Source organism: Candidatus Limousia pullorum (assembly GCF_057405065.1).
This window is the reverse complement of sequence record NZ_CM171614.1, coordinates 2,667,886-2,681,024: the sequence shown is the minus strand read 5'-3', so window position 1 is coordinate 2,681,024 and position 13,139 is coordinate 2,667,886. Positions and strand designations below refer to the sequence as shown.

Genomic DNA, 13,139 nt, shown 5'->3' with positions numbered 1-13,139 from the left:
TAGGAGTGGTTTTTTTGGACGCAGTCATGAATTATGTGAATGATGTGGTTAAGGTAATCAACTCATATCTTTGGGATTACGCCCTTATCTACATCTTGTGCGGTGCAGGTATTTTCTTTACCTTCAGATTGAAATTTATCCAGGTAAGAAAATTTAAAACAGGTGTTAAGAAGCTTTTCGGCAGCTTTTCACTGAACGGTAAAAAAGCCGGCAAAGACGGAATGAGCTCTTTCCAGGCACTTACAACCGCTATTGCGGCTCAGGTTGGTACAGGTAATATCGCAGGTGCGGCAACAGCAATACATGCCGGCGGCCCTGGCGCAATCTTTTGGATGTGGCTCAGCGCATTTTTCGGAATGGCAACAATCTACAGCGAGGCAACACTTGCTCAGAAGTTTAAGACAACACATTCAGACGGAGAGGTAACAGGCGGCCCTGTTTATTATATAAGAGCTGCTTTCCGTGGAAAGTTCGGAAAGTTCCTTGCAGGTTTCTTCTCAGTAGCAATTATTCTTGCCCTTGGATTTATGGGTAACATGGTTCAGTCAAACTCTATCGGAGCTTCCTTCCAGAATGCTTTCAGTATTCCTCCGATAGCTGTAGGTATTGCAGTTGCAATTCTTGCCGCTTTGATCTTTATCGGCGGTGCAAAGAGAATTGCATGGATTACTGAAAAGCTTGTTCCTATTATGGCTCTTTTCTATGTTGTTGGATGCCTCATTATTTTGGGAATGAACTTTTCATACTTGGGAGAGGCTTTCAAACAGATTTTTGTAGGCGCATTCAGCCCTCAAGCTGTAGGCGGCGGTGCTCTCGGAATTACAATCCAGATGGCAATGAGCAAAGGTGTTGCAAGAGGTCTTTTCTCCAACGAAGCCGGTATGGGTTCTACTCCTCATGCTCATGCTCTTGCAAAGGTTGACCATCCTGGCGACCAGGGAATAATCGCTATGCTGGGCGTATTTATCGATACATTCATTGTTCTCACAATGACAGCTTTGGTAATCATTTCAACAAGCGTTGCAAGCGGCGCATGGATGGAATTTGACGGTGCAGAGCTTGCGCAGGTTGCATTTAACAGCGCATTCGGTAGCTTTGGAAATATATTCATAGCTATATGTATGCTGTTCTTTGCATTCTCCACCATTATAGGATGGTATTTCTTCGGAGAGCAGAACGTAAAATATCTTTTCGGAAAGAAAGCTGTAAAGATTTACGGCGCAATAGTTGTTCTCTTTATCGTTCTTGGTTCAACACTTAAGGTTGACTTGGTTTGGAACATGTCCGATATGTTCAACGGACTTATGGTTCTTCCTAACATTATCGGTCTTCTTGCTCTCAGCGGCATTGTTGTTAAAATGGCTAAGGACTATGACGCAAAGCACAGACTTCCAAACAACGCCAAAAAGTGATAAAGGTGAAAAATTATGTACATAAACACCCTTAATGCTTATTTGAAAAACAGGTTCGGCAGAAAGATTTATAAGCTTACCTTAGACGGCGGAATGACTTGCCCAAACCGTGACGGAAAAGTAGGTTTCGGCGGATGTATATTCTGCGGGGGAAACGGTTCGGGAAGCTTTTGTCCAAGTGTTGATTTGAGCATAACAGCTCAGATAGAAGAGGGCAAAAAACTGCTGAAAAATAAGATTAAAGAGGGCGGATACATAGCATATTTTCAGTCGCATACGAATACGTATGCGGCTGTGCCTTATTTAAGGAAGATTTTTTACGAAGCGGTGAATCATCCGGATATTGTGGGAATTTCCATTGGTACAAGACCTGATTGTCTGGAAGACGATGTTTTAAAGCTTCTGGAAGAACTGGCAAAAATTAAGCCTTTGTGGGTTGAACTGGGACTTCAGACAATAAATGAAAACACTGCAAAGCTTATAAACAGATGCTATCCTTTAAAGGTTTACGACCAAGCAGTAAAAAATCTAAAAAGCATAGGCGCAGAAGTGGTCACTCATGTTATACTGGGACTTCCGGGAGAAAGCGAGGAACAAATGCTGGAAACAGTAGCCTACAGCTCCAAGGTAAGCGACGGAATAAAATTACAGCTTCTGCATGTTTTGAAAGATACAAAGCTTTATGAGATGTATCAAAAAGAGCCCTTTAAGATTTTTTCAATGGAAGAATATACGGAGCTTTTGTGCCGTTGTATTGAAATAATACCGAAAAATGTTGTTATACACAGAATGACCGGTGACGGCGACAAAAGGCTTTTGGTAGAGCCCATGTGGAGCGGAAATAAAAAGGTGGTTTTAAATTACATTAACAAAGTTTTTTCGGAAAAAGACATTGTACAGGGGAGCAAGGCTGAAGAAAATAATATGTGATTTATTGACAATAGTATAAGCTGTTGATATAATTATTTTAGATATAAATATCATTTAACTTAAAAGATATTAAAGGAGAATACCGATATGAAAAAGTTATTGAGCAAAACAGCGGCTCTTGTTTCATTTTTAACCGCCGTAGTTTTTTCCGGATGTTTTTCAGCTTTTGCAGACACAAATAACACTGTGGATTACCAAACAGGTCAAAATAATTCACTGGTGGTTATTTGTTCAGTTGTAATAGTAGTTGCGCTGTTGGCTATAATCGTTACACTTATTTTAAAGCGCAGAAAAAATAAATAATCAACATTGGAATTATTTTGAATGTTAAAAAGCAAGTGCCGCTTCATAAAGAAACGGCACTTTTCTTGATTTATAGGGTATTGCTTAGGATTCCTGGCTTTCTTCTTCACAGTCTTCAGTGAAGAAACCGGCGTCACTAAGAGAGTTTATAAGCTCGTTGAGCTTTGCAATTACTTCGCATACACCGGCACATTCTTTTTTCAGCGGAGCAACACATTTTGCCTGATTGCTTCCGGGAATTGTGAAGTCAAAAACAGCGGCGTCAGGTGTTCCTGAGTTTGTCGCGGTTGCAAAGGTTCCGGGCTGTGTTGTGGTTGTGGTTCCGGCAGAAAGTGTGGTACCCGGTGCACCCTGAGGAATAACAAAATTCAAAATTGCATTTTGCGGAGTTCCTACATTGGTAACGGAAGCCTGAGTTCCGGGAGCACCTGTAGTGGTGGTTCCAACTGTTATTGTAGCAGCTTTACCGGCAACGCCTTCCGGAATTGAGAAATTCAAAATAGCGTTTTGATCTGTTCCGGTGTTGACTACGGAAGCAAAAGAACCCGGTTCTGTAGTTATGGTTGCACCGATTTTAACAGTTGCCGGAGCACCGTCAGTTCCTGGTTCTCCCTGAGGTATAACAAAGTCCAGTATAGCATCGGAAGCTGTTCCGGAGTTTGTAACAGAGGCCTGGGTACCCGGCTGACCTGTGGTAGTTGTTCCAACAGTTACAGTTGCAGCCTTACCATCAGCACCGGCAGGACCTGTAGCACCAGTTGCGCCTGTAGCTCCTGTAGCACCAGTAGCACCTGCTTCACCCTGAGGGATAACAAAATTCAAAACGGCATTCTGAGCAGTGCCTGTATTAGTAACAGAAGCCTGAGTGCCCGGTTCCCCTGTGGTGGTAGTGCCAACGGTTACAGTTGCGGCCTGACCAGCGGGACCCGCAGGACCCTGAGGACCGGCAGGACCAGTGGCACCTGTAGCTCCTGTAGCACCAGTAGCACCTGTTTCACCCTGAGGGATAACAAAATTCAAAACGGCATTCAGAGCAGTGCCTGTATTAGTAACAGAAGCCTGAGTACCCGGCTCTCCTGTGGTGGTAGTGCCAACGGTTACAGTTGCGGCCTGACCAGCGGGACCCACAGGACCCTGAGGACCGGCAGGACCAGTGGCACCTGTAGCTCCTGTAGCACCAGTAGCACCTGTTTCACCCTGAGGGATAACAAAATTCAAAACGGCATTTTGTGCCGAACCTGTATTTGTAACGGAAGCCTGTGTTCCGGGAGCTCCTGTGGTAGTCGTTCCCACTGTAACAGTAGCGGCTTGACCTGTAGGACCCTGAGGACCGGGAGGTCCCTGAATTCCTTGAGGACCCTGAGGTCCCTGGGGACCTGTACAGCAGCAGTTACAGCAGCAATTATGGCATTTGCAGCAGCAGTCTTTCTCACAGCAATCATATTCGTGGGTGGCAAAAATTCCGCCCTGACAATTATCGTTGCAAGACAATATAACTCCTCCGTTTTCTGAAAATTAAAATTTATAAAAGACCTCGCCGCTCTTCTGCGGCGTCTGACCATGGCCTTATTACATATTATGCGGCTTTAATCATTTCGTGATTTAAACTAATTAACGAGCAAAAAGCTAATTTTGACAAATTTTTCCTGCAAAAGTCACAAAAGTGTAATACTTGTAACAGCCTAAAGCCTTGTATTGAAAAAAGCGTCATGTTATAATTAAAGTACTAAGGTGCGCAATGTAAAAAATGTGTAAAATTATAAGGAGGTAAATATGGCGTTATGCATGGGTTGTATGGCTGAAATAGGCAGAAACACTACTTGTCCATATTGTGGTTTTAAGACTACAGAGAAGCAGCGTTCGCCATTTTTGCCGTATTCTACAATTATAGGCGGCCGGTATTTGGTGGGAAGAGTAACCGAGATAAACGGTGAAAGTACGTCATATATCGGATATGACCGTGTACAAAATAAAACAATAATGATAAAGGAGTTTTTGCCGGCAGGCTTTTTTGTTCGCAAAAAGGGCGAAATCAGATTAGAGCCTGTTGCGGAAAAACAGGATAAATTTTTTAAACTTCTCAATGAGTTTAAAGAATACTTTATACAGTTGTCGGAATTTGCCGATTTAACCTGTATGCCAAGAATACATAATATATTTGAAGAAAACAATTCCTGCTACGTTATAGAAAATTATGAACCTCTTATTCCTTTGGAGGATTATTTGGACGAATGCGGAGGATATTTGGAGTGGGACAGGGCAAGACTTCTGTTTATGCCGCTGGTTACTCTTTTGGAAGCCTTTCATAGAAGAGGAATAGGACACTACGGAGTAGCGCCAAAGAATATTTATGTTACAAAGCATAACAAGCTTAAAATATACGGATTTGCAACAGAAAACGAGAGAAAAAGAGGAACACCTCTGCGTTCTCAGCTGTACACGGGTTTTTCAGCTCCGGAACAATACATAACCGGAGAGAACCTTACAATAGAAACAGATATTTATGGAATTACAGCTACTTTGTTTTATGTGCTTACGGGAACAGTACCGGAAAGCGCAAGCAAACGACTTGTAGACGGCAAGCTTTTGCTGGGTACAAATATTGTTAAAAGAATTCCGCCTCATGTTGTGGTTGCTTTGGCAAACGGCCTGCAAATCGGCAGAAGCAAAAGAACCTCAGATTTTGATACACTTAGAAATCAGGTTTCCGCATCTTCCGCAGTCAAGGCTATACAGGAAGAAATTTCAAGGACAACCACATTAAATAAGATTGAATACGGCGTTTCGGAAGCAAAGAAGAAAAACGGCAACGGAGTTGCCACAGTGCTTATTTCTTCAATTCTCACCACAATAGCACTGAGCGTAATTTTGTTTGTATTCTTTTTTGACGATATGATTTTGGGTACTCACAATAACGAGATATCCGTGTCCACAAAAAACACCGCTCTTATGGAGCAGCTTACTGTCACAGATTCTGCTGCGTCAACAGAGGCGGGAGAGGTCGCTTTGAGCAATTTTGTAGGACTTGATTATGAAAGTGCGTCGGACGAAGCGGAAAACACCGGAGTAATCCTGTATAAGTCCGCAGAGCCGGTATATAACGATGAAGTTCCTATGGGAAAAATAATTTCTCAATATCCTGTACAGGGTACTTTGGTTGACAGTAAATCGGGAAATGTAGCGGTTTACGTAGAGGTTAGCAGCGGTTCTCTTATGAGGGAGCTTCCCGATATTGAAAACCTCACCTTAGAAGAAGCGGCTCAGAAAGTTGCAGATGCAGGATTGCTGGCAGCAGCCAAAAGAGTTGAAGACAGCGAATATGAGTCCGGTACGGTTTTAGGTTATGACGGATATAAGTCAAAAGATAAAATCGAGGTTGGCTCTACAGTTACCATAATTGTTGCCCAATGATATGTTTTTTTACATAAAAATTACTTTTTCGCAAAGTTGTATGCTGATTTATTTACTTTAATTAAGATATGTGATATTATAAACATCAGAACGACTGTCTTTAAATTTTTTAGGGGTGATAAGAAATGAAATATTCACAGAAGCTTTTGTTTACTCCCGGTCCTTTGTCCACCACAATGTCTGTAAAAGAGGCAATGCTCGTGGATTTGGGAACAAGAGATATTGAATATCAGAATGTTACAAAGAGTGTAAGGGAAAAGCTCCTTAAAATAGCATTGGCAAGCAAAGAAGAATTTTCTGTTGTTTTGCTTCAGGGAAGCGGTACATATGCGGTTGAGTCTGTACTTAATTCATTTGTTTCAGCAAATGATAAGCTTCTTATTTTGGCAAACGGTGCTTACGGCGACAGAATGGCTCAGATTGCCACAATGTCCGGTCTTAATTTTGAGAAAAAAGATTACAGCATGATAAAAAGCCTTGACCTTGCAGAGGTTGAAAAGGCTGTTTCCGAAAGCGACGCTACAATAGTTTCTTTTGTGCACGATGAAACTACAGCGGGCGTTTTAAACGATATAAAGGGAATCTGCGATATTTGCAGAAAGTACAATAAGAAGATAATCTGCGACGCAATGAGCAGCTTCGGCGGTATTGAGATAAATCTCGACGAAGTTAAGCCTGATTTCCTTGTTACAAGCTCAAATAAGTGCATACAGGGTGTTCCGGGATTCGGTATAATCTACGGAAGAAGAGAAGCTTTTGAAGCCTGCAAGGGCAACTCAAAGTCTTTGGCTCTTGATTTGTACGACCAGTGGAAATACATGGAGGATACAGACGGCGGTTTCCGCTTTACATCTCCTACTCATGTGCTTTTGGCTTTTGACCAGGCTCTTGATGAGCTTGAAGCAGAGGGCGGAATACCTGCAAGAGCAAAGAGATACAGAGAAAATCAGAAGCTTATAGCTGAGAAGATGACAGAGCTTGGCTTTGAACTTCTTGTAGACCCAAATGAGCAGGCTCCTATGATTACAACACTGCTTGTTCCGGAGGGCTTGGACTTTGCAGATATGTATGAAAAACTCAAGGCAAAGGGATTTTTGCTTTACTCAGGAAAGCTTCCTAAGTACAATGCTTTCAGAATAGGAAATATAGGCGACCTGCATGCTCAGGATTTCATCGATTTGGCTCAGGCTGTTAAGGAATATCTTGAGGAGGCAAAGAAATGAGAGCAAGCTATTTTTGTAAAAAGCTCAGCGAGCTTGGAATAGATACAGTTTCAGGCGTGCCTGATTCACTTTTGAAGAATTTTTGTGAATATCTTGATAAATCTCAGAATGGTGAAACCGACGACGGTATAAAGTTTAAGCATTTTACCGCTGAAAACGAGGGCGGAGCCGCCGGCATATGCGCAGGCGCTTACCTTGCTACAGGCAGACCTGCATGTCTTTATATGCAGAACAGCGGAATAGGAAATGTTGTAAACCCTATTTGCTCACTGTTTCACCGTGATGTTTATGATATACCTCTGCTTATGCTGGTAGGCTGGAGAGGCGAGCCGGGTGTTAAGGACGAGCCTCAGCACGTTTTCCAGGGAAAAGCCACAATTAAGCTTTTAGAGGATATGGATATAGAAACCTTTGTTGTATCAAAGGATACCACAGACGAAGAGGTAAACGAACTTTTTGAAACACTGGGAAAACTCTTTAAGGACAACAGACAGTGCGCTGTAGTTGTAAAGAAGGGAACCTTTGTTGACGAGAAGTCAAGAGCAAAAACCAACGGCAGAGATTATGTGAGAGAAGAAGCAATAGGCGATATTTTGAAGCTTATCGGAGAAAACGACCCTGTATTCTCCACAACAGGAAAAATCTCCCGTGAGGTTTACGAGCAGAGCGACAAAATTTACGGAAACCACAGCAGATGCTTCCTGACAGTTGGCTCAATGGGTCATACCTCAATGATTGCTTTCGGATACAAGGCAAATCATCCGGAAAAGAGAGTTTTCTGCATTGACGGCGACGGTGCAGTGCTTATGCATATGGGCTCAATGGCATTTATTGCAGAGCAGCAGCCGGAAAACTTTGTCCATATAGTTATCAATAACAACGCCCATGAATCCGTCGGCGGTATGGATACAGCCGCAAAGCACGCTGATTTTGCAGCTATTGCAAAGGACTGCGGATATAAAAACGTTTACATTGCAGAGAATAAGGAAGAGCTTGAAAAGGCTTTTGCAGCAATCGAAAATAATACAGAACTTACCTTGATAGAGGTTCGTGTGGCTTTGGGCGCAAGGGATGACCTTGGCAGACCGAAGGAGACACCGAGAGAGAATAAGGCTGTATTTATGGGAAAAGTAAACGGCTGATTTGAATATAAGAGATTTTATAATAAAATGTTGAAATAAATGGCTGATGTATGCAGAAAGGAGAGCGGTCATGAGCGAAAATAAAGTGGTTTATACATGCTTTTCCACCGATGTTATCCATAAAGGACACATTAACATTGTCAACAAGGCAAAGGAACTGGGAAAAGTTATTATAGGCGTAATGTCCGACGAAGCTGCTGTTAAGTATGACAGATTTCCAACTATAAGCTTTGAAGAAAGACTTAATATGATTAAAAATATAGATGGTGTCAGCGAGGCAGTTCCACAGGAAACTGTAAGCTATAAGGACAACCTTCTTAAATATAAACCTGACTATGTGGTTCACGGAGACGAGTGGAAGTATAACTACATGGCTCCAATCCGCCAGGAGGTTATAGATGTTATATCCCAGTGGGGCGGCCGGCTTGTGGAAGTTCCATACACAAGGGATGACGAGGTTAGAAAAATAGACAGACAGACAATGGAGAAGCTCTCCATGTCCGAGTTCCGCAGAGGCAGACTGAGAAAGCTTTTAAAGCTCAGACCGGTTGTAAAGGCTATTGAGGTACACAGCGGTCTTACAGGACTTATTGCGGAAAAGACAGTTGTGGAGAACAACGGCGAGGTTGACCAGTTTGATGCAATGTGGATATCAAGCCTTTGCGACAGTACAGCAAAGGGTAAGCCTGATATTGAATTGGTTGATATGTCCTCAAGAATAAGAACCATTGAGGATGTTCTCGACGTTACTACAAAGCCAATTATCTTCGACGGAGATACAGGCGGAAAGACAGAGCACTTTGTTTATAACGTGAGAACCCTTGAAAGAATAGGCGTTTCCGCAGTTATTATCGAGGATAAAGTCGGACTTAAAAAGAATTCTCTTTTCGGAACAGAGGTTGAACAGACTCAGGACACAATAGAGAATTTCTGCAATAAAATCAAAGCAGGAAAGAATGCTCTTCTCACAGATGATTTCATGATTATCGCCAGAATTGAGAGCCTTATCCTTGAAAAGGGAATGGAAGACGCCCTCGAGCGTGCAAAGGCTTTTGTGGGAGCCGGCGCAGACGGTATTATGATTCATTCAAGAAGAAAAGAGCCAGACGAAATCTTTGAATTTGTTGATAAGTTCAGAGAGTTTGACAAAGAAACTCCGATTGTTGTAGTTCCAACATCCTTCAATACAGTAACAGAAGAGGAATTTGCAAAGCACGGTGTAAATATCGTTATCTATGCAAACCAGCTTACAAGAACAGCTTTCCCGGCAATGAAAAATGCCGCAGAGCTTATTTTGAAGAACCACAGAGCAAAGGAAGCGGACGATATCTGTATGCCGTTTAAGGATATAATCACACTTATCGACAGCATTTGATTTTTCTCACAGTAATTAGTAAAGCTATTAGACTGCCTCAGGTTGTCTAATAGCTTTTATTTTGGTTTTTCCGAATATTATATAGACGGCAAAAAACTTGACTGTAGCAAAGTTTTTGTGGTATTATAAAATATATGTGTAGAAGGGAATTTTTACCCTATATATCTGAAAATATGTGTCACAGAATGAAAGTGGAGGCGCAGAGTATGTCTAATTCCGCAATCGGTATCTTTGATTCAGGCTTGGGCGGTCTTACTGCCGTAAAACAGCTCAAAAAAGTAATGCCCAAAGAGAACATAGTGTATTTTGGCGACACGGGAAGAGTTCCTTATGGAAACAGAAGCCGTGATACAATAATAAAATATGCCAGACAGGATGCATCTTTTCTTTTGACCCATAATGTAAAGATTGTAATAGCAGCCTGCGGAACAGTGAGTTCTGTGGCGGAGTGTTTGAAAGAGGAGCTTCCGGTGCTTTATACCGGCGTTGTAAGACCTACGGCATTTGCGGCGGTTGCAGCTACCAAATGTAAAAAAATAGGCGTAATAGGAACAACAGCCACAATAGGAAGCCACAGCTATAAAAAGGAGATTATGAGATTTAATCCTGATATTGAGGTTGTAGAACAGGATTGCCCGCTTTTTGTTTCTTTGGTGGAAAGCGGATTTATCTCAAAGGATGACCCAATTGTTTCCCTTACCGTCGAAAGATATTTAAAGCCGGTAAAGGAAGCCGGAGTGGATACACTTATTTTGGGATGTACTCACTATCCTATTTTAAGCGAGGCTATTTCAGAATATATGGGCGACCATGTAGCTTTGATAGATTCCGGAAAGGAAACCGCCATATACGCCGCAAAGATTTTAAAGGAACATTCACTTTTAAATACAGATGACGACGGGCACACCTGTGAGTTTTATGTAAGCGATACGCCTGACGGATTTTCAAAGGTTGCGGGACTTTTCCTGGGAGAAGACGTTGGCGACTGCGTAAAGCAGATAGATATAGGCTGTTACTAATTTTTTATGAAGGGAAAAAATATGGAAAGCAATTACCTGATTTCTATAGTGGGAAAACAGAAAATAGACGGTGAAACCGATACGGTGGAGGTAGTCACAGAGGGGAGCTATGTTTTTCGCAACGGTAAGTATTTTATAACCTATGAAGAATACGACAAGGAAAATCCCAGCGAACACTATACATCCGTTGTAAAGGCTGAGGGGGAGAAGATGGTAACCATTATGCGTGCCGGAGGAATTTCCTCAAGACTCACCCTTGAAAAAGACCGCAGACATTACTGTCATTACAGCGTTCCCGTAGGGGAAATGATGATAGGTATTTATACATCCCAGATAAATTCCACATTAAGTGAAGAGGGCGGGGAGCTTTTTGTAAAATATACAATAGATTTCAATGCGTCCCTTGCCAGTGAAAACGAGTTTCACATCACCGTTAAACATAAAAACGATAGTGCCGAATTGGTATTGTAATATAAAAGAAGAGAAAGAACAAAAGGGGAATAGATATGTCACAGACAGCAATAAACACAGAATTGCAGCTTAAAGAAATTATCGTAAAGGCAATAAAGCAGGCTCAGGAGAAAGGCGAACTTCCTGCGGCTGAGCTTTATGATTTTATAATAGAAACACCGGCAGACAGAACAAACGGCGACTTGGCAACAAACGCCGCAATGGCAGGCGCAAAGTCTTTCAGAATGCCGCCTTTCAAAATTGCAAAGGCAATTACCGACAACATCGACCTTACAGGTTCTGTTATAGAGAGATGTGAAACTGCCGGCCCCGGATTTATAAACTTTTTCTATTCTCCAATGTACTATGCAAATGTTTTGAAAGAGATAGAGGAAAAGGGCGCAGACTACGGTAAAAGCAATTATGGCCAGGGCAAAAAGTACATGGTTGAATTTGTTTCAGCCAACCCTACAGGCCCTATGCACATGGGAAACGCCAGAGGCGGAGCTTTGGGCGACTGCCTTGCTTCCGTGCTTGACGCCGCAGGCTTTGACGCATACAGAGAGTTCTATGTAAACGACGCAGGAAACCAGATTGAAAAGTTTGCCTGCTCTTTGGAGGCAAGATATCTCCAGATATATAAGGGCGACGAGATTGTTTTCCCTGAGGACGGATATCAGGGCGCAGATATTATCGACCTTGCAAAGGAATATGCTGACCTTAACGGCGACTGCCTTGTAAATCTCGATTCAAGAGAGAGAAAGGATAAGCTTGTAGAATATGCTCTTCCAAAAAACATAAAGAAAATGCAGAGCGATATCGGCAAATACGGTATTGTTTACGACAACTGGTTCTTTGAAAGCACACTCCACGAAAGCGGAGCGGTAAAGGCAGTTGTAGACCTGCTCACTGAAAAGGGTCTTACCTATGAAAGCGATGGCGCACTGTGGTATAAAAACGCCCAGGTTGTAACAGAAAGACTTTTGAAAAAGGGCAAGAAGCAGGCTGATATTGATAAGCTTGAGCTTAAAGACGACGTTATCATCCGTAAAAACGGAACACCAACCTATTTTGCGGCTGATATCGCATATCACAAGAATAAATTTGACAGAGGCTTCGACACATGTATCGACATTTGGGGAGCCGACCACCACGGCCACGTTATGCGTATGCAGGGAGCAATGGACGCTATAGGCTATGACGGCGACAAGCTTGACGTTGTTTTGATGCAGCTTGTAAAGCTTGTTAGAAACGGTGTTCCTGTAAGAATGAGTAAGAGAACAGGTAAGGCTATACAGCTTGCCGACCTTTTGGATGAAGTACCTCTCGACAGCGCAAGATTCCTTTTTAACACAAGAGAGGCAAACACTCAGATGGACTTTGACCTTGACCTTGCAGTTGCTCACGACAATCAGAACCCTGTATATTATGTTCAGTATGCCCATGCAAGAATTTGCAGTATTCTCAAAACCCTTGAAAACGAGGGAATAAAGCTGAGAAGCTGCACAGATGAAGAGCTTTGTCTCCTTTCATCACCGGAGGAAAAAGAGCTTATAAATCACCTTGCCGAGTACACAAGGGAAATTATCGAGTCAGCAAAGAGCTACGATCCAACAAGAATTACAAAGTATGTAACCACATTGGCTACACTGTTCCATAAGTTCTACAACGCATGCCGTGTTAAGGGCGACGACGAACACCTTACACAGGCTAGACTTAATCTTTGCATGGCTGTAAAGACCGTTATTGCAAATGTTTTGGGAATGTTTAAAATTTCATGCCCTGACCATATGTAATATTTTGTGAGTAAGCCGTGAAAATAATTGACAAGGTATGACCTTTAATATATAATTAAGTGGTATAATTTTGATATT

11 protein-coding genes are annotated in these 13,139 nt (G+C 42.3%); 10 read left to right on the top strand and 1 reads right to left on the bottom strand.

From position 1 onward, the window contains the following. Positions 1-26: 26 nt before the first annotated feature. The 3 genes from CGICJO_RS12620 (at position 27) to CGICJO_RS12610 (ending at position 2,645) form a co-directional block, all read left to right on the top strand. A complete protein-coding gene (locus tag CGICJO_RS12620) occupies positions 27-1,412 on the top strand; it encodes an alanine/glycine:cation symporter family protein (RefSeq protein WP_486500032.1) in 1,386 nt (461 codons plus the stop codon). Positions 1,413-1,427: 15 nt separating this feature from the next. Continuing rightward, a complete protein-coding gene (mnmL, locus tag CGICJO_RS12615) occupies positions 1,428-2,342 on the top strand; it encodes a tRNA modification radical SAM protein MnmL/YtqA (RefSeq protein ID WP_486499171.1) in 915 nt (304 codons plus the stop codon). Positions 2,343-2,429: 87 nt separating this feature from the next. Next, a complete protein-coding gene (locus CGICJO_RS12610; RefSeq protein WP_486499170.1) occupies positions 2,430-2,645 on the top strand; it encodes a hypothetical protein in 216 nt (71 codons plus the stop codon). A gap of 84 nt (positions 2,646-2,729) precedes the next feature. Here the strand turns inward: CGICJO_RS12610 and CGICJO_RS12605 are convergent, their stop codons facing one another. Next, positions 2,730-4,136: a hypothetical protein gene (locus CGICJO_RS12605; protein ID WP_486499169.1), complete on the bottom strand. Its 1,407-nt coding sequence runs from the start codon at positions 4,134-4,136 to the stop codon at positions 2,730-2,732. Between the two features lie 282 nt (positions 4,137-4,418). Between CGICJO_RS12605 and CGICJO_RS12600 the strand changes: the two genes are divergently transcribed. The 7 genes from CGICJO_RS12600 to argS all read left to right on the top strand — a co-directional run bounded on the left by CGICJO_RS12600 (position 4,419) and on the right by argS (position 13,061). After that, entirely contained in the window at positions 4,419-6,056 is a 1,638-nt protein-coding gene (locus tag CGICJO_RS12600; RefSeq protein ID WP_486499168.1) for a PASTA domain-containing protein, read from the top strand. A gap of 125 nt (positions 6,057-6,181) precedes the next feature. Then, positions 6,182-7,279 (top strand): 2-aminoethylphosphonate--pyruvate transaminase, encoded by a 1,098-nt coding sequence (locus CGICJO_RS12595; protein WP_486499167.1) that lies wholly within the window; start codon positions 6,182-6,184, stop codon positions 7,277-7,279. After that, positions 7,276-8,421 carry a phosphonopyruvate decarboxylase gene (gene aepY, locus CGICJO_RS12590; protein WP_486499166.1) on the top strand — a complete coding sequence of 382 codons (1,146 nt, stop codon included), beginning with the start codon at positions 7,276-7,278 and terminating at the stop codon, positions 8,419-8,421. The genes CGICJO_RS12595 and aepY overlap by 4 nt, the downstream gene beginning before the upstream one ends. 70 nt (positions 8,422-8,491) lie before the next feature. Then, entirely contained in the window at positions 8,492-9,796 is a 1,305-nt protein-coding gene (gene aepX, locus CGICJO_RS12585) for a phosphoenolpyruvate mutase (RefSeq protein WP_486499165.1), read from the top strand. A gap of 206 nt (positions 9,797-10,002) precedes the next feature. Beyond that, the gene (gene murI / locus CGICJO_RS12580) at positions 10,003-10,815 is read left to right on the top strand and encodes a glutamate racemase (RefSeq protein ID WP_087377727.1); all 813 of its coding nucleotides are present in this window, start codon (positions 10,003-10,005) and stop codon (positions 10,813-10,815) included. Positions 10,816-10,836: 21 nt separating this feature from the next. Beyond that, the gene (locus CGICJO_RS12575) at positions 10,837-11,286 is read left to right on the top strand and encodes a YwiB family protein (RefSeq protein WP_158096243.1); all 450 of its coding nucleotides are present in this window, start codon (positions 10,837-10,839) and stop codon (positions 11,284-11,286) included. 35 nt (positions 11,287-11,321) lie between these two features. Then, on the top strand, positions 11,322-13,061 hold the full coding sequence (gene argS, locus CGICJO_RS12570; RefSeq protein ID WP_486499164.1) for an arginine--tRNA ligase: 1,740 nt from the start codon (positions 11,322-11,324) through the stop codon (positions 13,059-13,061). The last annotated feature ends 78 nt before the right edge of the window (positions 13,062-13,139 follow it).